This window comes from Acetobacterium wieringae, assembly GCF_023700225.1.
In the GTDB taxonomy this organism is placed as follows: Bacteria; Bacillota; Clostridia; order Eubacteriales; family Eubacteriaceae; genus Acetobacterium; species Acetobacterium wieringae.
The window spans coordinates 2,343,383-2,368,169 of record NZ_CP097897.1; the positions used below are offsets into that span (position 1 = coordinate 2,343,383).

Genomic DNA, 24,787 nt, shown 5'->3' on the forward strand with positions numbered 1-24,787 from the left:
TGATTTACTGAAGCTTAAATTGATTGGTCTGTCTTTTTAATATCTCAGCCTGGTTAAAGAGTTCTTGACTGGCGGCGGCAGTTTCTTCCGATGTTGCTGAATTAGTATGAACCACGTTGGCAATAATACTGATCCCTGAATTGATTTCGTGAATATTTTGGGTTTACTGCTCTGATGCTTTGCCAACTGCTTCAACCCGGGTTTCAACGGCTTTCATACTCGCTTTGATTTCGTCCAGTGCTTCCGACACCCGATTTGCCACTTCGATACCGATTTTGACATTCTTTCCCGATGCTTCAATCAAACTGGAGGTTTGTTTTACTGCGTCAGTCGTGCGGATGGAGAGGTTTCTTACCTCGCTGGCGACCACTGCAAACCCTTTGCCATGTTCCCCGGCCCGAGCGGCCTCCACACTGGCATTTAATGCCAGTACATTGGTTTGAAAGGCAATCTCATCGATTACTTTGATGATGTTTCCGATATTCTGCGATGAATCATTAATGTCATCCATACAGGCCAGCATATTATGCATTTCCCGGTCACCGCTGTTAACCTTAGCCTGGGCATCACGGACCAATGCAACAGCTTGACTGACACTTTCGCCGTTGATGGTAGTCTGCTCATCAATTTCGTTGATGGAGGCAGTCAGTTCCTCAATGGAACTGGCCTGTTCCGTGCCGCCAATCGACAGGGATGTGCTGGCCGTGGAAATATTCTGGGCACCCATGGCAACCTCTTCCGAAGAATCCGCTATTTTTTTTAAAGCTGTTCGCATATTAACGATCATCCGCTCAATCGCCACGGCTAATACGCCGATTTCGTCTTTACTTTTGACCGTTTCAACTTGTTGCGTCAGATCGCCTTGCGCTACCCGATTGGTGACTTTTTCCAGCATCACTAATGGTCGGGTCATCCGGTCAGTAATGATCCAAATGACAATACCCGCCAGCGTAACGGCCACGATGGAAAATAAAATCAGCATATTTCTGAAATCCATAGCCAATTTGTCATAGATGGTATTGGGAATTCCCACGTACCAGATGCCGATCACCTCGCCCTTGGCATTGGTGATCGGTTTATAGACTGTTTGGTTCCAGACACCCACTACATTGGCCTTACCGATGTATGTTTCGCCCTGATCCAAAACAGTTTTTTTAACCACGTCGGTTGCCTCCGTATTAACCGCCCGATTACCTTCTGCATCTTTTACGTTTGTGGCAACCCGGGTATCATCTTGAAAGACCGTTACCGTATCCCCTGTTAACTCCCCGATTCGATCAACAATTCCGAAATTATCATTCATTTTCACCGAGCCTTTGTACAAATCGCCCTCTTTAATAATCCAGTCCCCGGGAATCTGTTGATCCAGGAAAGCCTCGCCCAAAGCAGCATCACTCAGGAGCTTGGAGCGGGCAGCATCAAGCACTTTATTCTGCATGCTGTTTACCGCATAAATACCGATTCCAAGGTTGATTAAAACAATGGCCGACACAAACAGGGCTACGATTTTATACTTGAATTTCATCAATCATTCTCCTTATCGGTAAGTATATTGGCTTATTTATATTTTTATCCAATTTGCGCGCCGATAAACAAAAAATGCCAGCTTCCTGTTTTCAATTACCATAACCTGAGCTATAAGATCCGTCTATTTTCTTTATTTTAACATAATAATCCTCCGTATCACGCAACAAAACACCGATAACTTGTTAAAAACAAGGTGCCGGTGTTTTTTTGCTTACCTTTGATTTTCAGACAGCTTCTTGATTTGTCGTTGGATTATCTTCTGCTGTCGTTTTTTCTTTTGTATCTGCCAATTTATTTTGGGTCGTAAAGACCTTGCCTTCGCGGTAGCCCTGAGCATAAAACGAATAATGATCATCATGATTCTTCTCTTTAATGTGCGCACGTTCCATCGGTTCAAGAATTGCTTTAACTTCCGGTGGGACCACCATCACCAGCCCCCACTCCTGATGCACATACTCCTGGGTCGTGTAAGCGTCATCCAAACCTTCATAAAAACCCTTACCATAAGTTTCACACGCTTCATTAATGATATTAGCTGGCTGCTCATTTAACTTCATCACTTTTTTTATCGCTTTGATCTGGGTTCGCACACAATCAACAGCATAGGCAAAAATGCTGTTGCAAATCAGCGCATCTTCCTCATAACCATGAAAAATAATATAATGGCGTTGCGATCCGGACGGCGTGACCATATAAAAGACACAGCAGTTGTTCTCCGAAATCACATCCGCCAGGCCAGTCATCCAATGCTCACTGCGGGTTGTATAATAAATATCACTATCCACTTTAATCGGATTTTCATCATGGCGCAATAATTCCCGTTCAGTCAGCTTGTATTCAACCATCAGCTTTTTTGCTTTTAATATTGCGTAATTTGCTTCATTGGGATTGGGACTTCTACCAAGGGCTAACAGTTTTTTTATTCGATCTTTGATATTGGCTTCCATTTTTCTTCCTCGTTTTGAACTTTCTGCTTTTTGCCAAAAACAAACACTTCAATATAGAATCCATCTTAATTAAATATCATTTTACTATACATCTCTTATTTTATTTGGTATGGCTCCAACTGTCAAGAACGAAGACGGAAAAATTTATGGATTCTTAATTATTTTAGGATGGGATTTTCAAACCGTCGCCACTTAAGGGTTTTCTTTCCATACTGAATCGCTTTCTGGGGACAGCGGTTGATACAGGCGGTGCAGTGCGTACATTGTTTTGCCGTCCAAACCGGCTTGTTATTAACCATTTGAATCGCCGAAACAGGACAAATTTTCTCGCATTTTCCGCAGCCGTTACACTTGTCATCAGCATAAAAGAGCCTGGTTTTTCGGCCATGGACGTATAGCGGATAAGCTATATTGGTCAAAAACGATTTTTTTCGTTTGTTGCTATCATCCTTCTTTTTCTTTGATATTGCAGCGATAATGTCAGTTAGCTTTTTATCTGTTGTAATCTGTATCTTCTTTTGTAGCGCTGGCCCCGTTGGCTGGTACATCATGATGTAATTGCTGGCCATCTTAACTTCAAACGCAGCATCGAGCGACACCTTTTGCTTTTTCAGGAGATCTTCCAGCATTTTCGGCGTTCCGCCCATTCCGCCGCCACAAGTCATCACACTAAATACATAAGGTTGCATGCGGGCTTCCAGATTTTGTTCAATTATGAGCTCAGCGATAAAATCAGCTACAATTGAAGGTACGCCATAAAAGTAAACCGGGAAAATAAAACCAATTCTTTCATCGACTGAAAGCGAATAAACAAAAGATTTCTCTTTCATAGCCGTGGTTATATCGACGAGTCGCTCTCCCAGCTCATCACCAATCCTTTTTGTCACATACAACGAGTTACCGGTTCCGGTAAAATAAAATATCATCTTCTTCTCCTTTATTTTGAGTATGTAATTTGATACGCTACTTGCATTGTTCCATTAACAGTTCAATATGCTCCACCAAAGTTTTTAAATGCAGCAACCTGCTTTTTTCCGGATCCAGATAATAAAAATTCATGGTTCCTTGCTTACTCACATTAACAATCTTAGCATCCATCAGGATTTTGATATGATGGGATACTGCTGGTCGGGACAGATTGACTTTTTTGGTAATTTCTCCTACCCGAATGCCAGGATAGCACCCATTTTCCATAATTGCCACCATGATTAACTGTCGGGTTTCATCCCCGATGGCGGTGAGTAGTGGTTGACAATCTTTGAACATTTCAATCAGCGCTTTTTGCTCGTTACTCATTTCTAGCACTCCCTTCCTCCGTTTAATGGTTTAATTCATTAAACCATTGCTAACAGTATACATGAATAAATATTTTTATCAACATCGGGAAAGAAATTCGAGACCATTCAAGTTGATTATCTGCGTTTTTTTCATCCGATCCGTATTCAACGACTGTAAAGCAATTCCCTCCTTCAGGCCATTTATTCCCCACAATCACACTTGACAACGGGTTAAAAATACAATAAAATATTAATCATATATAGTTACTATGATTAATGTGAAGGAGTGTATTATGGATAACCTGACCAATAAATATCAAGCGTTAAAAGATTACCTGAGCAAACTGGAAAGTGTCGCTGTAGCCTTTTCTGGTGGTGTTGATTCGACGTTTTTGCTAAAGGTTGCTTACGATGTCTTAGGAAAAAAAGCGGTTGCAGTGACCGCCCGGTCCGAGAGCTTTCCCAAGCGCGAATTACAGGAAGCCACCGCCTATGCTGAAGAATTGGGTGTCGATCACTTTATAATTGATTCGGAAGAGCTGGATATTGAAGGTTTTTCCCATAATCCCAAGAACCGCTGTTATTTATGCAAGTCCGAGCTTTTTACCAAGATCAAAGAAATTGTGACTCTTCAGAAATTAAATTACGTTATTGAAGGCTCCAACACTGACGATGATGGTGATTACCGACCGGGACTATTAGCGGTAACCGAGTTAGGTGTCAAAAGCCCGTTACGATTTGCCAAGCTTTCCAAGGATGAAATCCGTCAGCTGTCGAAGGAATTGAATCTTCCCACCTGGAACAAACAATCCTTTGCCTGTCTGTCTTCCCGATTCCCTTATGGCGAGAATATTACCCCAGATCGCCTGCAGATGATCGACCAGGCTGAACAATACCTTCTTGATCTCGGCTTCCATCAGGTGCGCGTCCGCTATCACGGTGACCTGGCCCGGATCGAAACCGATGAAGCCGGTTTCGAAACCTTAGTTAATGAAGGTATTCGCAGTAAAATTCATGATCGTTTTAAAACCATTGGCTTCACTTATATCAGCCTTGATTTAAAAGGCTATCGAACCGGCAGCATGAACGAGACGCTATAAAAAAACAGGATTGCTAGACTCTTTGATTTAGTAATCCTGTTTTTTGTCGTCTCTTTTATCATATTCTAATCTAACTAGCTATTGTGCCAACGCATTGTTTTTTCATCATTTTGTGCTGTCACAGCTAAATCATAAAAGCGCCTTAATAAGGCTTTACCATATGTTTTATGTTCAATAGTATTACAAAATACATCGCCTACACATTCTGGATGAAATTGAACGCCCCAGACGTTTTCCTTATATCGAAGTGCATGAGTCGTCTCAAAATCATTTTCTGCCAATATCACGGTATCAGGTGGTATTTTGGTAACGGTCTGAAAGTGGGACGAATATGCACTAAAACGGGCTGGTAATACCCCCAGCAATGGATCTTTCTTGCCATCTTCAGTAAGATGAATCTCAACCTCGCCTTTTTCTTCACCCTGTTCATGATAGTCAACCGAACCACCAAAGGTATGGGCAAGCAATTGATGTCCAAAACAGATACCCAAAACAGGAATGTTCTTTTTAACAACCTGTTTTAACCATTGCGCGGTTGCTACCCCCCAGGGTTCCAAATCCGTTACCATTGAAGGGGAACCAGTAATAATAATCCCAGCAATATCGTCCGGCAGAATTGGTACGGCATTTTCATAGACTGAAATTACCCGGACATCATCATATGGTATTCCGATACATTGGGCAATGCGGACATCACAGTCGCCACATTTGTTGATCACATGTTGATCCGATGATCCGGTCTTTATAATGAGTAGTTTTTTCATAATAGTTCCTCCTTCAAACAACGTTCTTTTCATACTTTTCCTATATGTAATAAATTATATATAATAACGTGCTAATTGTCAATAGAAATGGCTGATGAAATAAATAACATTATTCATATTATTTTTATATGTTTTGTGTGTTTTATTCTTGCAAAAACAAATGGTTCCTGTTATAATAAATCGCATTAAACATATAAAATTACTATGATATGAAAGGTGGTGACCTCATGACTAAATCCATGTGTTGTCTGATGTAGTAATTACATGTAGTAGATAAACCAAAAAAATAAAAATTTTATGATTAGAAAAGAGAGGATCTCAAATGAAAACTAAACGAATTATCGGATTTATTGCAATTATAAGCATTTTGCTGATCGCCCTGACAGGTTGTTCTTCATCAAGTGCTGCCACAACCGAACCAGCAAAGGTTTTGAAAGTAGGCGTGTGTGCCGGACCATATGGCGATATGTTCACAGAAGCAATTCAACCTTCCTTAGAAGAAAAAGGCTACACCGTTGAAATCGTCGAATTCTCAGACTATGTTCAACCAAACAAAGCATTAGCCGCCGGTGAAATTGATCTCAACCTGTTTCAGCATTCTACTTACTTGACCAACTTTGCCAAAGAGAACAACTTAGACCTAACCTTCATCAAAGAAGTTCCCACTGCTGCGATGGGAATTTTTTCCGAAAAATATAAAACTATTAATGATGTCGAAGACGGCGCTACCGTAGCGATTCCAAATGATGCGACTAACTTATCCCGAGCTATTCGAGTCTTGGCGCAAACCAATATTATCACCATCGACCCAGCTGTCGATCCTAAAACAGCCACTCAAAACACCCTTTCCAGCAATCCTAAAAATTTACAGTTTGTCGAAATCGAAGCGCCCCAATTACCAAGAAGTCTTGACAGTGTCGGCATTGCCGTGATTAACGGTAATTATGCACTCAGTTCTGGACTCAACCTTTCTGATGCCCTTTATAATGAAAAACTGTCTGAGGGCTACATCAATGGTGTCGCTGTCCGAATTGAAGATAAAGATTCCGATTTTGCGAAAGATGTCATTGCCGCAATCGAATCCGATGCCTTTAAAAAAGTAATCGAGGATCCGACCAAACAATATGTTTCTTTCCAAAGACCATCTGACTATTAAAATTTTAACAAAAGCTCAGTTAATTTAAAGAACTGAGCTTTTGCCTTAAATCCTATAGAAAAAGGTAACGATTATGATTGAATTCAAGCATGTCTCTGTCAGCTTTAAACAGCACAAACAAATTTTTGAGGCTGTTAATGATGCCCATTTTAAAATTGAAAAGGGTGAGATCTTTGGTATCGCCGGTTCAAGTGGTGCTGGCAAAAGCACCCTGCTTCGTACCATCAATTTATTACAGACTGTTTCCTCCGGTGAAATATTGGTAGACGGCGAAAATGTCACCAATTATCGGAGAACACAGTTGCGAATACTCCGTCGCAATATCGGGATGATTTTTCAACACTTTAATCTGGCCCGAAATCTAACCGTCTATCAGAATATTGCCTTTGTTTTAAAGGCAGCAGGGAAATCAAAAGTGGAAACTGAAACCCGGGTCAATGAATTACTGGATCTGGTCAATTTATCGGAGAAGTCCAATTCCTACCCCGCCAACCTTTCAGGTGGTGAAAAACAGCGGGTTGCAATTGCCCGGGCACTGGCTAATGATGCCAAAATTCTGCTCTGTGATGAGCCCACATCCGCTCTTGATCTGGAAACCACCTCATCCATTTTAAGCTTATTAAAAGACCTGAATAAAAAATTTGGTATCACCATTGTCATCATCACCCATGAACTGGATGTCATCAAAAGTATCTGTACCCGATGTGCGGTAATGAACAAGGGATCGGTCGTCGAAATTGGCGATGTCTATGATATTTTCACAAAACCCCGGGAAGACTTCACCCGACAGTTATTAAGTCACACCAGTCATTTTAATTTACCTGAGCAAATTATTGACAAGATGCAAGGTCCAATTATCCGTCTCACATTTAAGGGGGACACTGCCAACAACCCGATTCTCTATTACGCTGCCAATACCTTTCAGATTGGTTTTAATATCTTGCTGGGTAAGGTGGAGTACATCAACGATTTACCACTGGGGATACTCTATATCGAATTAATTGGTGAAACTGAGCCACTAAAACTGGCAATCGAATTTCTTGCCGCAAATACGGCTGATTTGGAGGTAATCAATCATGGACTTTGATTTAAAAGCAGCTCTGTTTCTAACCTTTGGTCAAACCATGCAAATGGTCATTTCGTCCCTGTTGGCCGCCATTATCATTGGTGGCAGTATTGGCCTGCTATTGTTTTTAACATCGAACACACTTTTTCTCAAAAATCGGGCCATCAATCAAATTGTCGGTGTCATTATTAATATCACCCGTTCAATCCCCTTTTTGATCTTGCTGGTATTGATGATACCCGTTTCAAAAGCGATCGTGCATACATCCATCGGTCCCAATGCTGTGGTCATTCCTCTGGCAGTAGCGGCCATCGCCTTTTTTGGCCGACTGTCCGAAGCGTCTTTTTCCGATGTTGATAATGGCGTACTGGAAGCCGCCATTGCTTCTGGGGCCAGTAAATTGTCGATTGTATTGAAGATTCTGCTGCCGGAAGCCTTACCATCGCTGATTAAGAACATTACCGTCACTGCAGTGTCATTAATCGGTTTTTCGGCTATGGCCGGAACCGTTGGCGGCGGCGGAATTGGTGATCTGGCCATCCGATACGGCTATCAGCGCTATGAACCCGAAGTGATGTTTATCTGTGTGATCGTTCTGGTGCTGCTGGTACAGATCTTTCAGGTTATTGGGGATTCATCCGCAAAAAAACTGGATAAAACCAGCAAATAAATCACTACTTAAGAATCGAGGAAACATTATGATTGAAATACGTTGGCATGGACGCGGCGGGCAAGGGGCCTTTACCGCTGCTAAAATTTTGGGGGCCGCTTCATTAATCGACAATAAATTTTCGCTGGCTTTTCCTTCTTTTGGCCCCGAACGCCGCGGTGCGCCAATTCAGGCCTTTAATAAAATTGATACGCAGGCAATTATCGATCGAAGTGAAATTAAAACCTGCAATTATTTAATCTTTCTGGATGACAGTTTGTTCTCTTCTGATTATTTAGACGATCTGAAAGACGATGGCATCGCTCTGATTAACACCGCAACCCCAGAAAAGTTTCGTGATTTTTCACAGATCCAGACAATTGATGCAAATCTGATTGCACTTAACATAATCAAAAAGCCCCTCAGCAACACAGCAATGCTCGGAGCCCTGGCAAGTATCTCTGACGACGTTTCGCTGTCATCATTGCAGCAGGCCAGTAATCAGTATTTGTCGGCAACCCACGCTACCAAAAATCAGTTGATTCTACAAGAATCCTATGATCATTTTAAGGAGGTTCACTAAATGAGCAAGCCTTATTTACGACATTATCAGAAACCCCAAAAATTGTCAGATTATCCCTTAGGCACTGCCAGTGAAGCCGGCTATCTGGTTACCAAAAATTGCGGCTGGCGAAATGAACGTCCGATTATCGTTACGACTGAATGCATCAACTGCCTGCAATGTTATCTTTACTGTCCCGACGGCGTTATTTTTAAAACAGCTGATGGGTTGGATATTGACTACGACTTTTGCAAGGGTTGCGGCATCTGTGAAAAAGTCTGTCCCAAGCAAGCCATTAAAATGGAGGTAGAAACAAATGACTAAAACATTTTTATCAGGCAATGATGCCTTTGCCGAAGGGGTTCGGTTGGCCCGCCCCCAGGTTATTTCGATTTACCCGATCACCCCGCAGACAACAGTGGTCGAAAGGCTTTCTGAAATGGTGGAAGACAGCAGTTTAAAAAGCGAACTGATCCACGTTGAATCGGAGCACTCCGCTCTATCCTGTGCCATTGGTGCCAGTGCCATGGGCGCCCGCACCTTTACGGCGACCTCTTCCCAGGGTCTGCTGTACATGGCGGAATGTTTGCACTATGCCAGCGGCGGTCGCTTTCCGATTGTGATGATGAATGCCAACCGCTCCACTGCCTTACCCTGGAATATTTATGGCGACCAGCGGGATTCCCTCTCGCAGCTTGACAGCGGCTGGATCCAGGTATATGTGGAAGATGCCCAGGAAAGCCTGGACATGGCCCTGCAAAGTTACCATATTGCCGAAAACCCTTTGGTATCAACCCCGGTTATGGTCAATTTGGATGGGTTTGTCCTGACTCACACCTACGAAACCGTGGAAATTCCAGATCAGGGGGTTGCTGACCGCTTTTTGCCACCGTTTCAAACTGAGAACAAAATGAGTCTGGATAACCCGAAAAATCTGGCTTTTAGTGTTGGTCCCGACAATAATATGGAATTCAAATACCTCCAGCATCAAGCAATGCTCGATAGCAAACGAATTATCGAGGAAACCGATGCAAAATTTGCTGAAATTTTCGGCCGCAGCTATGGTGGGCTAACCCAGGGTTATCGTATTGACAATGCTGACTATATTTTAATTACCCTGGGCAGCATCACCGGCCTGTGCCGGGAGGTGGTAGATGAATTACGTGAACGTGGTGAAAAGGTTGGCCTGCTCAAGCTCCGTTTTTTAAGACCCTTTCCCCAGGAAGATCTGGTTGCGGCACTGGGATCAGCAAAAGCTGTTGGGGTGTTGGAAAAAGACATTTCCTTTGGTTATGAAGGCACCGTCTATACCAATGTTAACTCGGTTATTGCAAAGAATGGCTTACGTCTGGAAACTTATAATTTCATTGCCGGTCTCGGCGGCCGTGATATCAGCCGGGAAAACATCACCGCAATCTTTCGCCATCTGCAAACAGGTGGGCAACATGTTAATTTTATCGGACTGGGGGTGACCATTGATGACTAATAAAATAACTGCAAAAACGATCACGGATAGTGAATTTTTTTATGGCCATAAGGCCTGCGCCGGTTGCGGTGGCAGTCTGGCCGTGCGGATCGCTCTTAAAGTTCTGGGCGAGAGGGCCATCTCGGTGCTCCCGGCTGGCTGTATGTCCGCAGTTGGTTTTAATTATCCACATTTATGCTTTAGCAATAATTCGATCATTTCCACCTTTGCCGGAACCGCTTCGATGCTGACCGGTGTTGAAGCTGGTGCCCGGGCGGTTGGGATTAAGAATTTCAAAGCGGTCGGGTTGGCCGGCGATGGCGGAACTGCCGATATCGGCATTCAGGCCTTATCTGGGGCCATTGACCGCAACGATGATATTCTTTATATCTGCTACGATAATGAAGCCTATATGAATACCGGCATCCAAAAAAGCGGTTTAACTCCTTTTGGTGCCAAAACAACCACAACCCCCAGCGGTGAAAATATTCACGGTAATCTACGCCCCAAAAAATCTCTTTTTGAGATTGTGGCAGCCCATGATATCCCCTATGCTGCCACTGCCAGTATCGGGAATCTTCCCGATTTTATCAATAAGATTGAAAAAGCTTCTAAAATAAAAGGCACGGCCTACATCCATGTGGTCGCCCCCTGCCCAATTGGTTGGGGAATTCCCGTCAATGAAACGATTGATATCGCCAGAAAAATGATGGATTGCGGTTTGTGGTACCTGGCCGAATATGAAAACGGACAGTTTAAACTGAATAAAAACCCCCATGAATTTTCGTCAATTAAAGATTATCTGCTATCCCAGGGACGCTTTAAACATTTAAACTATGTTGATATTGAAATACTGTCCTCACAACGGGATGCCAAATGGGAGTTGATACGAAAAAATTGGAATACCACCAAGGAGGAATTATGAGCGAGAAAAAATATTGGGACGAAAAAATAGAAACCCTGCCACGAGCAGATCTGGAAGACTTACAGCGTCGCGAATTAAAGGAAATGCTGACATTTGCCTACAGCAATTCTGCTTATTATAAAGAAGCCTTTGATGCGGCCGGACTGACCCCAGCTGATTTTAATCAGCTCGAAGATATTCAAAAATTTCCGTTTACCAATAAGGCCACCCAACGGGAACAGCAGGCAAAAGGTGGTCTCTTAGGCGACATGATTGCCGTTTCTGAAGATGACGTGGTTTTTGTATCAGCTTCCAGCGGCTCAACCGGGGTTCCGACCCTTAGTCCCTTTACCAAACAGGATTTTGACGAATGGCAGGATGTCGAAAGCCGCCTGTTTTACGCTGCCGGGATGCGCAAACATGATCGTTATGTTCATGCTCTGAACTTTTCATTATTTGTGGGCGGACCAGATGTCATCGGGGCCCAGAATTTGGGAGCCCTTTGTATCTGGGCCGGAACTGTGCCATCGGAACGGCTGCTTTTTATTTTAAAAGAATTCCAACCGACGATTATCTGGACAACTCCATCTTATGCTTTGTATCTCGGCGAAACAGCCCTTAAAATGGGGATTGACCCGGCCAAGGATCTGGCCATTCGTACTATTATTGTAGCCGGCGAGCCCGGTGGGTCGATTGGAACTACCCGGGAAACCATCGAAAAAGTCTGGAATGCCGAGCTGTATGACTTTTTTGGCTTATCAGATATCTTCGGGGCCTGTGCCGGGATGTGCGAAGCCAAAGATGGCCTCCATATCGCTGAAGATCATATCCTGGTTGAAGTCCTGGATGTAAAAACCGGAGCACCCTTACCTGATGGTGAACGGGGTGAACTCGTCTACACCACCCTGCGTAAAAAAGCCCGACCACTGATCCGTTTCAAAACCGGTGATATTGGCTCAGTCAACCGCAAACCCTGCAGTTGTGGGCGAACCCACGCCCGCATTAAAATTCATGGCCGATTGGATGACATGTTTATTGTCTCTGGGGTTAATGTTTTCCCCAGTGATATTGAGTTTGTTATCCGGGGAACTGAAGGAATTACCGGCGAATACCTGATTCGTTTATATGAACAAAATCATTCGGTTAAATATCGGCTGGAAATCGAAAAATCCGATGACAACAATGAACCGGATGAAGTATTAAAAGAACGGGTGGCTGCTGCGCTAAAAACCCGGTTAGGTGTAAAACCTGGTGATGTCACAATCTTAAACGATGGTGATTTGGAGCGGGCGACTCATAAGGCAAAACGCTTAATCGATGAGCGAACCTTAATCTATGAAATTTAAAGAAGGTGCATGATGAAACCACTGAGTAACCGAACTGCTGACTTTACCGATTCTGTAATCCGACGGATGACCCGTATTTCCAATCAGTATAATGCGGTCAACCTGTCCCAGGGATTTCCTGACTTTGATCCACCGAAACCAATTCTTGAGGCTCTGGAAAAAGCTTCCCGTCAGGGGCCTCATCAATATTCGATTACCTGCGGGGCGCAAAATTTCCGGGAAGCCCTGGCACAAAAACAGAGCCGGTTAATGGGCCGATCAATTAATCCGGAAACCGAAATTGTCGTGACCTGTGGCAGCACCGAGGCGATGATGGCCGCCATGATGACCGTCGCTAATCCCGGTGATAAGGTCATCGTTTTCTCACCTTTCTATGAGAACTATGGGGCGGATACCATTTTATCCGGTGCTGTTCCGATCTATGTCCCCCTTCATCCACCTGAGTTTAACTTCAATACCGATGAATTGGAAGCCGCCTTTAAACAGGATCCCAAAGCACTGATTCTGTGCAACCCTTCCAACCCCACCGGCAAGGTGTTTAACCGGGAAGAACTGACGATTATTGCTGATTTGGCTAAAAAATATGATACCTATGTGATCACCGATGAAGTTTATGAACATATTGTTTACGAACCCCATGAACACATTTATCTGGCTTCTTTACCGGGTATGTTTGAGCGCACCATTTCCTGCAGTTCTTTATCGAAGACCTATTCCATCACCGGCTGGCGGTTAGGCTATATCATCGCTCCGGAAACGATTATTGATGTCGCTAAAAAAGTTCATGATTTCTTAACCGTCGGTGCGGCGGCACCACTCCAGGAAGCTGCCACCGTTGGTCTACAATTTGGTGATGATTATTATCTTGATTTACGCAAACACTATACTGCCAAAAGACAGCTCTTTTTAAATGGTCTTAATGATATCGGTCTTGGCTATAGTACACCCCAGGGTGCTTATTATGTGATGATTGACGTATCCCCCTATAAAGCCGATGATGATCTGGCTTTTTGCACCTGGTTAGCCGAACATGTCGGCGTTGGAGCTGTCCCCGGCTCTACTTTTTTCAGGGAAGATGTCAATCACCTGATCCGCCTGCATTTTGCCAAAAAAGAAGCAACCCTCTATGAGGCTCTGAACCGTTTGGCCGATCTTAAACAAAAATGGCAGAGACATTCTTTTTAGAAGTCTCTGCCTTTTTATTTCGCTATTTATTTGGTTTTACACGTCATTTTTGATGGCCTTTTCCAGCTGATTAAGGGCCTGCTCCAGAATCAACCGGGGTGCCGCCATATTGATACGCTGAAAGCCCTCGCCACCAGCGCCAAACATCGTCCCGGCGTCGAGCCAAAGCCCCGCCCGGTTGATAATTAAATCTTCCAATTCCGAATTGCTAAGGCCCAGTTCACTAAAATCCAGCCAGATCAGATAGGTTCCTTCCGGTTCAATCAGTTTTACCTGGGGCAGCCGCTCTGCCAGGTACGTTCTAACAAAGCTTAAGTTATCAAATAAATAATCCTTTAATTCCTCCAGCCATTTCTGACCCTTTGAATAGGCGTACGCACAGGCGACAATGCCCATAATACTGATCTCATTATAACCGCCTTTATGCATTTCTTTTCTAAACTTTTTGCGGATCTCCCGGTTCTCGATAAAAATATTGGAAACCTGAAGCCCAGCCAGATTAAAGGTCTTGCTGGGGGCGGTGCAGGTAATGGTATTACTTGAATATTCCGGCTTCAAATTGGCAAAAACCAGATGTTTAAAGCCCGGGTAAACAAAATCCTGATGAATTTCATCAGCAATGACGATAACCCCATATTTTAAGCAGATATCGCCCAGGCGGGTCAACTCTGCATAGGTCCAAACCCGCCCCACCGGGTTATGGGGATTGCAGAGAATAAACAACTTGACATCATTTTCTACAATCTTTTTTTCAAAGTCGTCAAAATCAATGCGGTAGCGGCCTTCCTCATAAACTAACTGGTTCACCACCAGATTCCGCTCATTGATTGTGATCATTTCGGCAAAAGGATAATAAACAGGTTGCTGAATAATGATGCTGTCACCTGCATTAGTCAGCGCCCGGATGGCAGTAGCAATGGCGTAAACCACTCCGGGGGTGGTCACCAGCCAATCCGGCTGAATATTCCAGCCAAACCGGCTTTTAAACCATTCCTTCAAGATAAAGAAATAATCCTGGCCGCTTTCTGAATATCCAAAAATACCATGCTTGCTCTTTTCAACCAGAGCCTCGACAACCGGGGCTGGGGTCTTAAAATCCATATCAGCTACCCAGAGTGGCAAAAGCCCCTCCGGCATGCCACGCCGATGGGCAAAGTCATACTTGATGGAATTGGTATTATCCCGGGTGATAATTTCGTCAAAGTTATACTTCAATGGACAGCCTCCTTTAGGACCCGGTCAAGCTCATCGATCAGGTCATTTACACTTTCAATTCCAACCGATAAGCGCAGCAGGCGATTGTTAATCCCCTTGGCTTCCCGCTGCTCTTCTGGAATATCGCCGTGGGTCTGCAACATCGGATAGGTGATTAAGCTCTCAACTCCGCCCAGACTTTCAGCATACTGAATCAGTTTTACTCCTTCCAGAATATGGTGAGCCGTTTTTTCACTGTCCACTTCAAAAGAGATCATCCCGCCAAAACCCGTCGCCTGACGTTTCGAAATCTCATAGCTGGGATGGCTTTCAAGACCTACATAATGGACTGCCTTAATGCGTTCCTGTTGACATAACCACCTGGCAATCACACCAGCATTTTGCTGTTGTCGATCCATCCGAATCGGTAAGGTCTTGATTCCCCGAATTAATAACCAGCTGTCAAACGGTGCTAACCCTGCACCGGTCGTTTTAAAAATAAAGCGCAGCTTGTCAGCCAAGGTTTTATCCCGGGTGACTACAAAACCGGCAATGGTATCATTATGACCCCCTAAATATTTGGTGCCGCTATGAATAACAATGTCGGCACCTAATTTCAGCGGTTTCTGAAAATATGGAGTCAGAAAGGTGTTGTCAACCATTAACAGCAACTGATGTTTGCGGGCAATTTCGGCTACACCTGCCAGATCGGTGACCTGCATCATCGGGTTGGTCGGCGTTTCAATAAATAAAGCTCTGGTATTGGGTCTGATCAGCGGCTCGATTAACGAAAGATCGGTAGTGTCAACCAGATCAAAGCTGATTCCATTCTTAATCGAAATGTGATGAAAAAGCCGATGGGAACCACCGTAAAGATCGTCCGAGGCGATGATGTGATCCCCCGGGGAAAAAATTTCCATCACTGCGCTGATGGCTGCCATCCCCGATGAAAAAGCCATCGCATCAACGCCTTCTTCCATCCGGGTCAGGATATTTTCGAGATGCTCCCGGGTGGGGTTTTGTTGTCTGGTATAATCATAACCAGTACTCTCGCCAACCCCAGGATGGGCAAAGATAGCTGTCTGAAAAATCGGGACACTAATGGCCCCAGTGTTATCGAATTTATTATTGTTACCATGGATGCATAATGTTTCAAAATCCATATCATTCTCCATTCTTATATCAATTCATAGTGATTAAGTATGTTTAGTAAATACTAACCGATTCGCCTGTTAATGTCAAGATGATTCACTATGTCTATTCTATCATATCAATAAAGCCCATCAATGGAATTTTTCTTTTTTCTTAAGATTAATCAATTCAGTTGTATATCATATTAATTCCATAGTATAATTATGATATAAGTAGAGGAGGTATCCCATGTACAACGAGATAGTACTCGATCATTTTTCCAATCCCCGTAATGTTGGCGATTTTGCCACACCAGATGGCGTGGGTCACGCCGGTAACCCAATTGATGGTGATAAAATTACAATCTATATAAAAGTTGCAAATCAGCGATTGACAGGGGTGCGTTTTAAAACCTTCGGTTGCGGTGCAGCCATTGCCGCCAGTAGCATGCTTACCGTAATGGCCAATGGAAAAACTCTTGCCGCAGCCCTTAAAATTACCAATGCTGATGTCGCTACTGCACTTGGCGGTTTGCCACCTGAAAAGCTACTGTGCTCAAACATCGCCGCTGATGCCCTCCATGATGCCATCCAAAACTATCAGCAGCAAGGAGCAGCAATCAAGAGGATCGAAGCGACTGATCAAGACCCTTCCCCCAACGGGAATCAGGCTCCAACCGAAGGATTAACCGACCCTGCCCAGATTAAACGCTATCTGCGCCAGATCATTATGCCAGACATCGGCGGTGCTGGCCAAAAAAACTGCTGACGACAAAAATACTGGTTTGTGCTCCAGATCTTAAGATCGCCGACCTGCTGCTTCGTTACCTGGTTGCCATGGGCATTGGTCAGATTGACTGCTTTCTTGGTAACCCGGACAATTGGGAACCCGTTTGTGAAAACTTGCGGGATCTAAACCCGGATATCACCCTCCAGTTGGTTAAAACCGTCACGACGCCTGCTGATTTTAACCTGATCCAGGGAAACAACCGCTTTTGCCGCAAGCTGGCAGAATCGCTTCTCAGTGATTCTCTCACCAGAGCCTTTACACCGACCCTAGTTTCAGTTTGTGACGCCTGGCAGGGATGCTTCAACTATTGTCACGATCAGGCCGCCATGAAGCTATTTCTAGACGCCCTGCAAAATAAGGGTTTTGCCGATCATCAAGCCATAACTCATGAATTAAATATACTTGGATCTGATCTCAGTACCGCCTTTTCAGGCACCCTGCTGCCAATCGAATTGGCTAAAGCCTGTCTGAATATTGGCGAGCAGCAGACAGCAGGCTTTTATTATGACTTGATCAGCCTAATTTTTGATAATCAGTTTACCACCAGTCAGACCCTTTGTCCGCCCATGGATTTATCGCAAGCGATTGATATGAACAAGCTTAGATCCGCCCGAATTTTAACCGTCGGAGCTGGAGGCCTGGGCTGTCCGGCCAATCTGGTTCTCGCCAAGGCTGGACTTACTCACCTGAGCCTGATCGATTTTGACCAGGTTGAAATCAGTAATCTGAATCGCCAGATCCTCCATTCCAGTTCCCGAATCGGTCTGTTAAAAGTTGAATCGGCCCGGATCGCCCTTAAGTCAATTAATCCCAAGCTGAATATAACGCTTTATCCCGAAGCTCTCAGTACTGAAAATGCCCGGACCTTAATTGGCCAGCATGATTTGGTCATTGACGGTCTGGATAATCTGCCAACCCGTTATCTGCTCAACGATGCCTGTTATCTGGAAAATAAGCCGCTGATTGAAGCTGGTGCCTTGTCATATTACGGCCAGGCAACCGCCTTGATTCCTGATGACGGCCCTTGTTTTCGCTGTCTGTTTCCTCAAGCTGATGGTCAGACTGCTGGCAGTTGCTCTGAAACCGGTGTGTTAGGCCCGGTGCCCGGGGTGATTGGAGTACTCCAGGCCGTTGAAGCGATAAAACAATTGCTTGGTCTCACTCCCAATTTAACCGGACGTCTTTTAATGATTGACACCCTGGCAACCTCATTTGATCTTTTTAGTTTTAAAAAAGATCCAAGCTGTTCATTATGCGGTCAAGATCCGAGTATCCATGAACTTGGCTCCTTTTCATTTGTCTGTGAAGATGATCGCCTTGACAACTAAACACTTGATTTAAATACTTGATGTGCTAAATTGCGACGCTGTTTTTTTAATAATTGTTGTTAACTAATTTTTAACAATTATCGATAAATCCTTGAACAGCTGTCCGATTTATGATATCATATTATTCATATAATATTTATATGAATAATATGATGAGGTTTGAATTATGGGGATTGTTATTATTGGAGGGCATGACCGAATGGTATGCAAATATAAAGAAATATGCAAAAGCTATCAATATAAGGTTAAGGTTTTTACCCAAATGCCAGCAGATATGAAAAATGTCATTGGCAGCCCCGACCTACTCGTACTTTTTACCAATACGGTATCGCACAAGATGATTCACAATGCTATCAAAAGCGGCGAAAAAACCGGGGCTGCAATTGTCCGTTCCCACAGCAGTAGTGCCTGCGCTCTACAGAAAATTCTTGCCGACCATTGCCAGAAAACTACCTGTCAGGGATGCCCTAACCATTTATCCCAATCACAGCCGTTGCATCATTAACAAACAACTTAGGAGTACAAAAAGCTTCGGTTCGAATCATCTAACCGAAGCTTTATAAATTAAAGCTAAAATCACTTTTTTTATCTTGATTCCCTACTCATACAAATTCTTACTGAAATAACGGTCGCCACGATCAGGAAAGATCACAACAATATTGCCTTGCTCAATTTTTTCTGTCAGTTTGAGTGCCCCGTAGAGTGCTGCTCCAGATGAAGTTCCGGCAATAATGCCCTCTTTTTTTGCCAGTAATCGCACCAAATCGAAGGCGGTTCGATCATCCACTTTGATAACCTCGTCAACCAGGGTCATATCCATTGTGTTGGCAATAAAGTCGTTGCCTATCCCTTCAATATCATAGCAACCGGCTGTCCCGCCGCCCATGATTGAACCGTAGGGATCTGCTAAAATCCCTTTGATGTTGGGATTTTTTTCTTTCAAATAACGCACCACCCCGGAATAGGTGCCGCCACTGCCAGCACCAGCCACCAGATAATCAATGTTTCCGTCGAGATCATTAAAAATTTCCGGCCCCGTGGTGTCGTAATGAATACCTGGATTAGATGAATTTTCAAACTGCTGTAGCGAAATAGCATCGGGAATTGACTTCAGCAACTCCCGGGCCTTATTCGTAGCTCCTTGCATTCCCAGTTCCCGGGGTGTGTTCACAATTTCTCCGCCATAGGCCCGCATCAGTGTCTGTTTTTCCACTGAAAATTTAGTTGGCACCACAAAGATTACCCGATAACCGCGATTGATGGCGGCCAGGGCCACGCCGAGACCCGTGTTCCCGGCGGTGCCTTCAATGATTGTGCCACCTGGTTTAAGTAACCCTTTTTTTTCGGCATCTTCAATCATCGCTACCCCAATCCGATCTTTGACGCTGCCGCCAGGATTCCAGAGTTCCAGTTTGGCAAAAATATTCACCCCTTTTTTGACCTGAAACTGGTTAAGCTTCACCATTGGCGTATTGCCAATCAATTCTCTGATATCATTATAATACGCCATCTTATGCCTCTAAACTTTTCGCAAATGCCTGTTCCAAATCCGCTAAAATATCGTGTTTATCCTCAATCCCAACCGAGATACGAATCAGGTTTTCAACAATGCCGACTTTTTGCCGGATTTCATAGGGAATCGATGCATGGGTCATACTGGAAGGATGGCAAACCAGGGATTCAACGCCGCCCAGACTTTCGGCCAGGGTTATTAACTTCAGCGACTCCACAAATTTATTAATATTATACTTTTCATCCAGCTCAAAGGAGAGCATCCCACCTGGTCCGTCAGCCTGTTTTTTATTGATCGCATACCCCTGACCATCCGGTAAGCCGGGATAGTAAATGGCCTTAACCCCAGGCGTTTTTTGTAACGCCTCGGCAATGAATGTAGCATTCTCAATATGTCGATCCATTCGCACACCCAAAGTTTTAATGCCCCGTATCAACAAAAACGAATCAAAGGGCTGCAATACCCCGCCAGTGGCATTTTGAATAAACCAAAGCCGTTCTGCCAGGGCTTCGTCATTGACAACCGCCAGACCGGCAATTAAGTCACTATGACCACCCAGGTATTTTGTCGCACTATGAACAACAATATCAACCCCTAAGGCAATCGGTCTTTGAAGATAGGGAGTCATAAAGGTATTGTCGACAATACTTAAAACGCCATGCTTTCTGGCAATCTTTGCTACCGCCGCAATATCGGTAATGGTAAGGAGTGGATTGGCCGGACTTTCGATAAAAATTGCTTTAACGTCTTCGGTCAAACTGTCTTCAAGCAGCTTAAGATCGGCTGTTTCTACAATTTCATAGGTTAATCCAAAGTTATTAAAGACCTTATCGAGCACCCGAAAGGTACCGCCATAGACATTACTGGAAATAATTACTTTGTCACCAGTTTTAAAAAGATTGAGTACCGCCGTGGTGGCTGCCATGCCAGACGCAAAGGCAAAGCTGGCGATTCCCCCCTCCAATTCGGCAATCAGGGCTTCCAGAGCCTCCCGGGTGGGATTACCCGATCGGGAATATTCGTAACCCCGATCTTTTCCCAGTCCATCCTGCTTATAGGTGGAGGTCTGAAAAATAGGCACATTTACGGCTCCGGTTTTTTCATCGCCATCAATACCGCCGTGGATCAACTGTGAATTTAAATTACTATACTTACTCATGCTTGTCTCCTTCAAACTTTTTAATATATTTCTGTCACATCAAAATGATGCGCCGTCTGAATCATTGTCTGAACATTTTCAAGTTTGGTTTGCGGTGCAATATCGCAACCCGGAATCAACACAAACCCTACTGCTCCGCCATCTCTGATGCAGCTTATTGACTCTGCTTCAATTTCTGCCGGGGTTCCCTCCAATAACACCCGGATTGGATCCAGCTGGCCGCCATAGGCCAGTTTCCCGGACAGTTTTTCGCTGGCTACGTTTAAATTGACCTTGTAGTCCATCGAAAATAAATTGGCTCCGGTCTCGGGAATTAAGTCAAGAACCTTGGTCGTATTGCCACAGATGTGCAGAGATCGGGTGCTGATTCGTTTGGTAATAGCCAGATTGGCCGACTTGATGCGGGGAAAAGATGCTTCTCTGAATAGCTTTGCTGAAATGACATCGCCGGATGATAGCGGCTCAGCCTGATTGACCATTTCGACTCCGGCATCTATGAACAAATTCCAGTATTTTAACAGGAGTCTCTCCGTAAATTCCATGATATGGTTTAGTCCCGGTTTATCCTTTAAGGCTGTCTTCATCATATTATCCATCCCCAGCAGCTGCCCAGCCAGGGTAAATGCACCCCATTGACTGACTGCCACCAGGTACTCGTCACCAATTTCACCAACAACAATTCTGGCTGTTTCCAGCAGGTTAGCAATCTCCCGGGAATTCTCCAAATCCTCTAACCTTAACTGATCAACATCTTCGGGTCGGGTAACCAGGGGCTCATCGATCGTAGATGCTTCTCCCAGCAGATTAAAGGTGCATTTTCCCCCAAGAGCTTTGACAATCACATTGCTACAATCAGCAGCAACCCAAACTACATCTGAGCCAACTTTTTTGTTGTCATCAATAATCGTCTGGGCAATTTTTTGCGGTTGTCCGATCATCACATCCTGAAGGGTCAAACCATTGCGATAATCTGTCCAAACCCCGCTCGAAAGGATCATAGCAGGAAGCCGCGGGGTCTTCTTAAGGGCTATCCCTGCAAGTATTATCTCTTTATGTGTCAAAAACTCAACTCCTTTAAATGATAGGGTGTTTGCTGATAAACGTAATAATTCAGCCAATTGGCAAACAATAGGGTAGCATGGCTACTCCAGGTCGTCTGATCCGATATCCCCAATTCGCCTTTCAGCTGATAATTTTTTGGTACATCTGGTTTTAAACCCTGTAAATAATCCCGTATGTATTCATTTTTTAAAGTTACCCGATCATACTCACAGTGACCGGTAACAAACAATTGCCGATTCGTAATATCGGAAATCAAATAGACACCTGCTTCCGCCGATTCAGCCAGTATTTCCAACTGTGGTATAGCCCGCACATCTTCCCGGGCGATCGCTGTATAATGGGAATGCGGAGCATAAAAGAAATCATCAAATCCCCTGACAATGGGATGTCGACGATTATTTACATCATGCGCATAAACTCCGGAAATCTTAGCCGACGGGACAGACTTTTTGATACCATAATGATAATAGAGTGCCGCCTGAGCCCCCCAGCAAATATAGAGTGAAGAAAAAACATGCGTTTTAGCCCATTCCAACACGTCACACAACTCCTGCCAGTAAGCAACCGCTTCGAACTCTTGTTTTTCAACCGGTGCCCCTGTAATTATGATACCGTCGTAGTGGTTATTTTTTATTTCTTCAAAACTGTGATAAAACTGTTTAAAATGATCTACAGTTTTATCGCCAGTCATCTGGTCAGAAATTTTTAAGAATTCGACATTCAACTGGAGTGCGGTGTTGCTGAGCAAACGAAGCAGTTGAGTTTCGGTTGCAATCACTGTTGGCATGAGGTTGACAATCAATAGATTAAGCACCCGAATATCCTGATGCGTCGCCCGTTTATCAGTCATGATAAAAATATCTTCCCTGGCAAGGGTCTCAATGGCCGGTAAACCTTCTTTTACACAAATTGGCATAGTGACACCTCAATTCATTTATCGTTAAGGATTCTTTGTAAATATTTGAAAATCTAATCAGCCCGAAAAGAAAACATCTGCTGCCTTGTCAATAACAGCAGATGTCCATTCTTACAGTTATAAAATCAATTTTTTTGAAGAGGAATTATTATTGCAGCGCTTTTTCCAAAGCCTGTTCAATATCGTAAATTAAATCATTCGCATCTTCAACCCCAATTGATAGACGGATCACATCCGGAGCAAATCCAACCGCTGCCTGTTCTTCAGGACTTAACTGTTGATGGGTAGTCGAAGCTGGATGAATAACCAGGGATTTTGCATCGGCAACATTCGCCAAAAGTGAGAAAATTTCCAGACTGTCAATGAACTTTTTAGCCTGATCAATCGTACCATCAATGGAAAATGTAAAGATGGAACCGGCTCCCAATGGCAGATATTTTTGACCCAGCTCGTAATACTTATTTGATTTGAGTCCAGGATAATTTACTTTTTTGACTTTGGGATGATTTTCCAGGAATTCGACAATTTTTTTAGTATTATCAACATGCTTTTGCACTCTTAAGGATAAAGACTCCAGTCCCTGTAAAAACAGGAAGGAATTAAATGGCGATAATGAAGCTCCGGTATCTCTCAACAATTGAGCGCGAATCTTAACTGCATAGGCAATCGGGCCCAAATCTGCAAAATTGATGCCATTGTAGCTTTTGTCCGGTGTTGTGAAATCCGGGAATTTTCCACTGGTCCAGTCAAAGTTGCCACCATCAACAATAATTCCGCCGATGGATGTTCCATGACCGCCAATAAATTTGGTCGCTGAATGAACAACGACGTTGGCACCGTGTTCCAGTGGTTTGAATAAATATGGGGTGGCAAAGGTATTATCAACGATTAAAGGAATTTTATTTTCAGCTGCGATCTTGCCAACTGCATCAAAATCAATGACGTTAATGCCAGGATTTCCGAGGGTTTCAATAAACAATGCTTTGGTTTTATCAGTGATGGCTTTTCTGAAATTTTCCGGATCATCCGGATCGACAAAGATTGTATTGATACCAAATTTAGGTAGTGTTTCAGCAAAAAGATGATAGGTTCCGCCGTAAAGAGTACTGGCTGAGACTATTTCGTCTCCAGCACTGGCAATATTTTGAATGGCATAGGTAATCGCCGCGACCCCAGAAGCTGTTGCCAGTCCGGCTGAACCACCCTCTAAGGCGGCAACCCGTTGTTCAAATGCATCAGTAGTCGGGTTAGTTAAACGACTGTAGATATTACCAGCATCCGTTAATGCAAAGCGACCTTCTGCCTGGGCCGTGTCTTTAAATACATATGAAGTTGTCTGATAAATAGGAACAGCTCTTGCTCCGGTTACTGGGTCTGGGGTCTGTCCTGCATGGACCTGTAATGTATCGAATCCTAATTTTCTTTCGCTCACGTTTGTCAACCTCTCATTTCTTTCTAAATTATCTTTATTTTGATCTGTTAAATTCTTTTGTTGGTCATTTTTTTCATTGTTTTTGAATATTCTTTTGAAAAAACTCTTTTTTGACTTACTCAATGATGCAGCTCCTTTCTTAAGAAATATTCAAATGCCATTAAATGGAATGACAAATGCAATATCTCATTATGCTTAGCAATAGTTCCGATAGTCGGTGCTATTGCAACACATGGAAAAATTTCTCCCAGATAAAGTGCATAATTCATTTTTCAACATATTGCTTTGCCTCCTTTAAAAATATATTACATATAT

General features: G+C 43.7%; 23 protein-coding genes and 2 pseudogenes. 13 read left to right on the forward strand and 12 right to left on the reverse strand.

Annotated elements, in window-relative coordinates; genetic code table 11:
- Positions 1-232 precede the first annotated feature (232 nt).
- The 4 genes and pseudogenes from CHL1_RS11400 to CHL1_RS11415 form a co-directional block, all read right to left on the reverse strand.
- Positions 233-1,525 (reverse strand): annotated as a pseudogene (locus CHL1_RS11400) (methyl-accepting chemotaxis protein); the annotation flags it as partial.
- A gap of 226 nt (positions 1,526-1,751) precedes the next feature.
- Positions 1,752-2,474, reverse strand: a complete 723-nt coding sequence (locus CHL1_RS11405) for a DUF2786 domain-containing protein (protein ID WP_070371960.1) — start codon at positions 2,472-2,474, stop codon at positions 1,752-1,754.
- 158 nt (positions 2,475-2,632) lie between these two features.
- A complete protein-coding gene (locus CHL1_RS11410; RefSeq protein ID WP_228883131.1) occupies positions 2,633-3,400 on the reverse strand; it encodes an EFR1 family ferrodoxin in 768 nt (255 codons plus the stop codon).
- A gap of 37 nt (positions 3,401-3,437) precedes the next feature.
- Positions 3,438-3,770: an ArsR/SmtB family transcription factor gene (locus tag CHL1_RS11415; RefSeq protein ID WP_148636369.1), complete on the reverse strand. Its 333-nt coding sequence runs from the start codon at positions 3,768-3,770 to the stop codon at positions 3,438-3,440.
- A gap of 274 nt (positions 3,771-4,044) precedes the next feature.
- Here CHL1_RS11415 and larE point away from each other — a divergent pair, with 274 nt between their 5' ends.
- Positions 4,045-4,851, forward strand: coding sequence for an ATP-dependent sacrificial sulfur transferase LarE (gene larE, locus CHL1_RS11420; protein ID WP_250932977.1), 807 nt, complete (start codon positions 4,045-4,047; stop codon positions 4,849-4,851).
- A 74-nt stretch (positions 4,852-4,925) separates the two neighbouring features.
- Here larE and CHL1_RS11425 read toward each other — a convergent pair whose 3' ends face one another.
- Complete coding sequence (locus tag CHL1_RS11425; RefSeq protein WP_148636367.1) at positions 4,926-5,615, reverse strand: glutamine amidotransferase; 690 nt, start codon at positions 5,613-5,615, stop codon at positions 4,926-4,928.
- A gap of 322 nt (positions 5,616-5,937) precedes the next feature.
- On the opposite strand from CHL1_RS11425, the gene CHL1_RS11430 reads away from it, so the two are divergent.
- The 9 genes from CHL1_RS11430 (at position 5,938) to CHL1_RS11470 (ending at position 13,948) form a co-directional block, all read left to right on the forward strand.
- A complete protein-coding gene (locus CHL1_RS11430; RefSeq protein WP_148636366.1) occupies positions 5,938-6,771 on the forward strand; it encodes a MetQ/NlpA family ABC transporter substrate-binding protein in 834 nt (277 codons plus the stop codon).
- A 73-nt stretch (positions 6,772-6,844) separates the two neighbouring features.
- Positions 6,845-7,858: a methionine ABC transporter ATP-binding protein gene (locus tag CHL1_RS11435; RefSeq protein WP_250932979.1), complete on the forward strand. Its 1,014-nt coding sequence runs from the start codon at positions 6,845-6,847 to the stop codon at positions 7,856-7,858.
- A complete protein-coding gene (locus CHL1_RS11440; protein ID WP_250932981.1) occupies positions 7,848-8,507 on the forward strand; it encodes a methionine ABC transporter permease in 660 nt (219 codons plus the stop codon). The genes CHL1_RS11435 and CHL1_RS11440 overlap by 11 nt, the downstream gene beginning before the upstream one ends.
- A gap of 28 nt (positions 8,508-8,535) precedes the next feature.
- Entirely contained in the window at positions 8,536-9,069 is a 534-nt protein-coding gene (locus CHL1_RS11445) for a 2-oxoacid:acceptor oxidoreductase family protein (protein ID WP_250932983.1), read from the forward strand.
- Positions 9,070-9,372, forward strand: coding sequence for a 4Fe-4S binding protein (locus tag CHL1_RS11450; RefSeq protein WP_250932986.1), 303 nt, complete (start codon positions 9,070-9,072; stop codon positions 9,370-9,372).
- Positions 9,365-10,534, forward strand: a complete 1,170-nt coding sequence (locus CHL1_RS11455) for a transketolase C-terminal domain-containing protein (protein WP_250932988.1) — start codon at positions 9,365-9,367, stop codon at positions 10,532-10,534. Before CHL1_RS11450 ends, CHL1_RS11455 begins: the two co-directional genes overlap by 8 nt.
- Complete coding sequence (locus tag CHL1_RS11460; RefSeq protein WP_250932990.1) at positions 10,527-11,438, forward strand: thiamine pyrophosphate-dependent enzyme; 912 nt, start codon at positions 10,527-10,529, stop codon at positions 11,436-11,438. The genes CHL1_RS11455 and CHL1_RS11460 overlap by 8 nt, the downstream gene beginning before the upstream one ends.
- The gene (locus CHL1_RS11465) at positions 11,435-12,763 is read left to right on the forward strand and encodes a phenylacetate--CoA ligase family protein (protein WP_250932992.1); all 1,329 of its coding nucleotides are present in this window, start codon (positions 11,435-11,437) and stop codon (positions 12,761-12,763) included. The genes CHL1_RS11460 and CHL1_RS11465 overlap by 4 nt, the downstream gene beginning before the upstream one ends.
- 12 nt (positions 12,764-12,775) lie before the next feature.
- A complete protein-coding gene (locus CHL1_RS11470) occupies positions 12,776-13,948 on the forward strand; it encodes a pyridoxal phosphate-dependent aminotransferase (RefSeq protein ID WP_250932994.1) in 1,173 nt (390 codons plus the stop codon).
- 36 nt (positions 13,949-13,984) lie between these two features.
- Here CHL1_RS11470 and CHL1_RS11475 read toward each other — a convergent pair whose 3' ends face one another.
- Entirely contained in the window at positions 13,985-15,163 is a 1,179-nt protein-coding gene (locus tag CHL1_RS11475) for a MalY/PatB family protein (RefSeq protein WP_250932995.1), read from the reverse strand.
- Positions 15,160-16,305 (reverse strand): trans-sulfuration enzyme family protein, encoded by a 1,146-nt coding sequence (locus CHL1_RS11480; RefSeq protein WP_250932997.1) that lies wholly within the window; start codon positions 16,303-16,305, stop codon positions 15,160-15,162. Before CHL1_RS11480 ends, CHL1_RS11475 begins: the two co-directional genes overlap by 4 nt.
- Before the next feature lie 217 nt (positions 16,306-16,522).
- Here CHL1_RS11480 and CHL1_RS11485 point away from each other — a divergent pair.
- The 3 genes and pseudogenes from CHL1_RS11485 to CHL1_RS11495 form a co-directional block, all read left to right on the forward strand.
- Positions 16,523-16,882 (forward strand): annotated as a pseudogene (locus CHL1_RS11485) (iron-sulfur cluster assembly scaffold protein); the annotation flags it as partial.
- A gap of 227 nt (positions 16,883-17,109) precedes the next feature.
- On the forward strand, positions 17,110-18,390 hold the full coding sequence (locus CHL1_RS11490; protein ID WP_250932999.1) for a HesA/MoeB/ThiF family protein: 1,281 nt from the start codon (positions 17,110-17,112) through the stop codon (positions 18,388-18,390).
- 166 nt (positions 18,391-18,556) lie between these two features.
- Positions 18,557-18,895, forward strand: coding sequence for a DUF2325 domain-containing protein (locus CHL1_RS11495; RefSeq protein WP_228883112.1), 339 nt, complete (start codon positions 18,557-18,559; stop codon positions 18,893-18,895).
- 93 nt (positions 18,896-18,988) lie between these two features.
- Here CHL1_RS11495 and CHL1_RS11500 read toward each other — a convergent pair whose 3' ends face one another.
- From CHL1_RS11500 to CHL1_RS11520, 5 genes are all read right to left on the reverse strand, one after another.
- The gene (locus CHL1_RS11500; protein WP_250933001.1) at positions 18,989-19,900 is read right to left on the reverse strand and encodes a PLP-dependent cysteine synthase family protein; all 912 of its coding nucleotides are present in this window, start codon (positions 19,898-19,900) and stop codon (positions 18,989-18,991) included.
- 1 nt (position 19,901) lies between these two features.
- Positions 19,902-21,062 (reverse strand): trans-sulfuration enzyme family protein, encoded by a 1,161-nt coding sequence (locus CHL1_RS11505; RefSeq protein ID WP_250933003.1) that lies wholly within the window; start codon positions 21,060-21,062, stop codon positions 19,902-19,904.
- 20 nt (positions 21,063-21,082) lie between these two features.
- Positions 21,083-22,123, reverse strand: a complete 1,041-nt coding sequence (locus CHL1_RS11510; protein ID WP_250933005.1) for a uroporphyrinogen decarboxylase family protein — start codon at positions 22,121-22,123, stop codon at positions 21,083-21,085.
- The gene (locus CHL1_RS11515; protein WP_148636351.1) at positions 22,120-23,040 is read right to left on the reverse strand and encodes a homoserine O-succinyltransferase; all 921 of its coding nucleotides are present in this window, start codon (positions 23,038-23,040) and stop codon (positions 22,120-22,122) included. Before CHL1_RS11515 ends, CHL1_RS11510 begins: the two co-directional genes overlap by 4 nt.
- Positions 23,041-23,188: 148 nt before the next feature.
- A complete protein-coding gene (locus CHL1_RS11520) occupies positions 23,189-24,472 on the reverse strand; it encodes an O-acetylhomoserine aminocarboxypropyltransferase/cysteine synthase family protein (RefSeq protein ID WP_250933007.1) in 1,284 nt (427 codons plus the stop codon).
- Positions 24,473-24,787 lie beyond the last annotated feature (315 nt).

What these genes read in the sequence shown, in the direction of transcription:
- CHL1_RS11405 (WP_070371960.1), bottom strand. Translation starts at nt 2,474, where the DNA reads ATGGAAGCCAATATCAAAGATCGAATAAAAAAACTGTTAGCCCTTGGT.
- CHL1_RS11410 (WP_228883131.1), bottom strand. Translation starts at nt 3,400, where the DNA reads ATGATATTTTATTTTACCGGAACCGGTAACTCGTTGTATGTGACAAAA.
- CHL1_RS11415 (WP_148636369.1), bottom strand. Translation starts at nt 3,770, where the DNA reads ATGAGTAACGAGCAAAAAGCGCTGATTGAAATGTTCAAAGATTGTCAA.
- larE (WP_250932977.1), top strand. Translation starts at nt 4,045, where the DNA reads ATGGATAACCTGACCAATAAATATCAAGCGTTAAAAGATTACCTGAGC.
- CHL1_RS11425 (WP_148636367.1), bottom strand. Translation starts at nt 5,615, where the DNA reads ATGAAAAAACTACTCATTATAAAGACCGGATCATCGGATCAACATGTG.
- CHL1_RS11430 (WP_148636366.1), top strand. Translation starts at nt 5,938, where the DNA reads ATGAAAACTAAACGAATTATCGGATTTATTGCAATTATAAGCATTTTG.
- CHL1_RS11435 (WP_250932979.1), top strand. Translation starts at nt 6,845, where the DNA reads ATGATTGAATTCAAGCATGTCTCTGTCAGCTTTAAACAGCACAAACAA.
- CHL1_RS11440 (WP_250932981.1), top strand. Translation starts at nt 7,848, where the DNA reads ATGGACTTTGATTTAAAAGCAGCTCTGTTTCTAACCTTTGGTCAAACC.
- CHL1_RS11445 (WP_250932983.1), top strand. Translation starts at nt 8,536, where the DNA reads ATGATTGAAATACGTTGGCATGGACGCGGCGGGCAAGGGGCCTTTACC.
- CHL1_RS11450 (WP_250932986.1), top strand. Translation starts at nt 9,070, where the DNA reads ATGAGCAAGCCTTATTTACGACATTATCAGAAACCCCAAAAATTGTCA.
- CHL1_RS11455 (WP_250932988.1), top strand. Translation starts at nt 9,365, where the DNA reads ATGACTAAAACATTTTTATCAGGCAATGATGCCTTTGCCGAAGGGGTT.
- CHL1_RS11460 (WP_250932990.1), top strand. Translation starts at nt 10,527, where the DNA reads ATGACTAATAAAATAACTGCAAAAACGATCACGGATAGTGAATTTTTT.
- CHL1_RS11465 (WP_250932992.1), top strand. Translation starts at nt 11,435, where the DNA reads ATGAGCGAGAAAAAATATTGGGACGAAAAAATAGAAACCCTGCCACGA.
- CHL1_RS11470 (WP_250932994.1), top strand. Translation starts at nt 12,776, where the DNA reads ATGAAACCACTGAGTAACCGAACTGCTGACTTTACCGATTCTGTAATC.
- CHL1_RS11480 (WP_250932997.1), bottom strand. Translation starts at nt 16,305, where the DNA reads ATGGATTTTGAAACATTATGCATCCATGGTAACAATAATAAATTCGAT.
- CHL1_RS11490 (WP_250932999.1), top strand. Translation starts at nt 17,110, where the DNA reads ATGGGCATTGGTCAGATTGACTGCTTTCTTGGTAACCCGGACAATTGG.
- CHL1_RS11495 (WP_228883112.1), top strand. Translation starts at nt 18,557, where the DNA reads ATGGGGATTGTTATTATTGGAGGGCATGACCGAATGGTATGCAAATAT.
- CHL1_RS11500 (WP_250933001.1), bottom strand. Translation starts at nt 19,900, where the DNA reads ATGGCGTATTATAATGATATCAGAGAATTGATTGGCAATACGCCAATG.
- CHL1_RS11505 (WP_250933003.1), bottom strand. Translation starts at nt 21,062, where the DNA reads ATGAGTAAGTATAGTAATTTAAATTCACAGTTGATCCACGGCGGTATT.
- CHL1_RS11515 (WP_148636351.1), bottom strand. Translation starts at nt 23,040, where the DNA reads ATGCCAATTTGTGTAAAAGAAGGTTTACCGGCCATTGAGACCCTTGCC.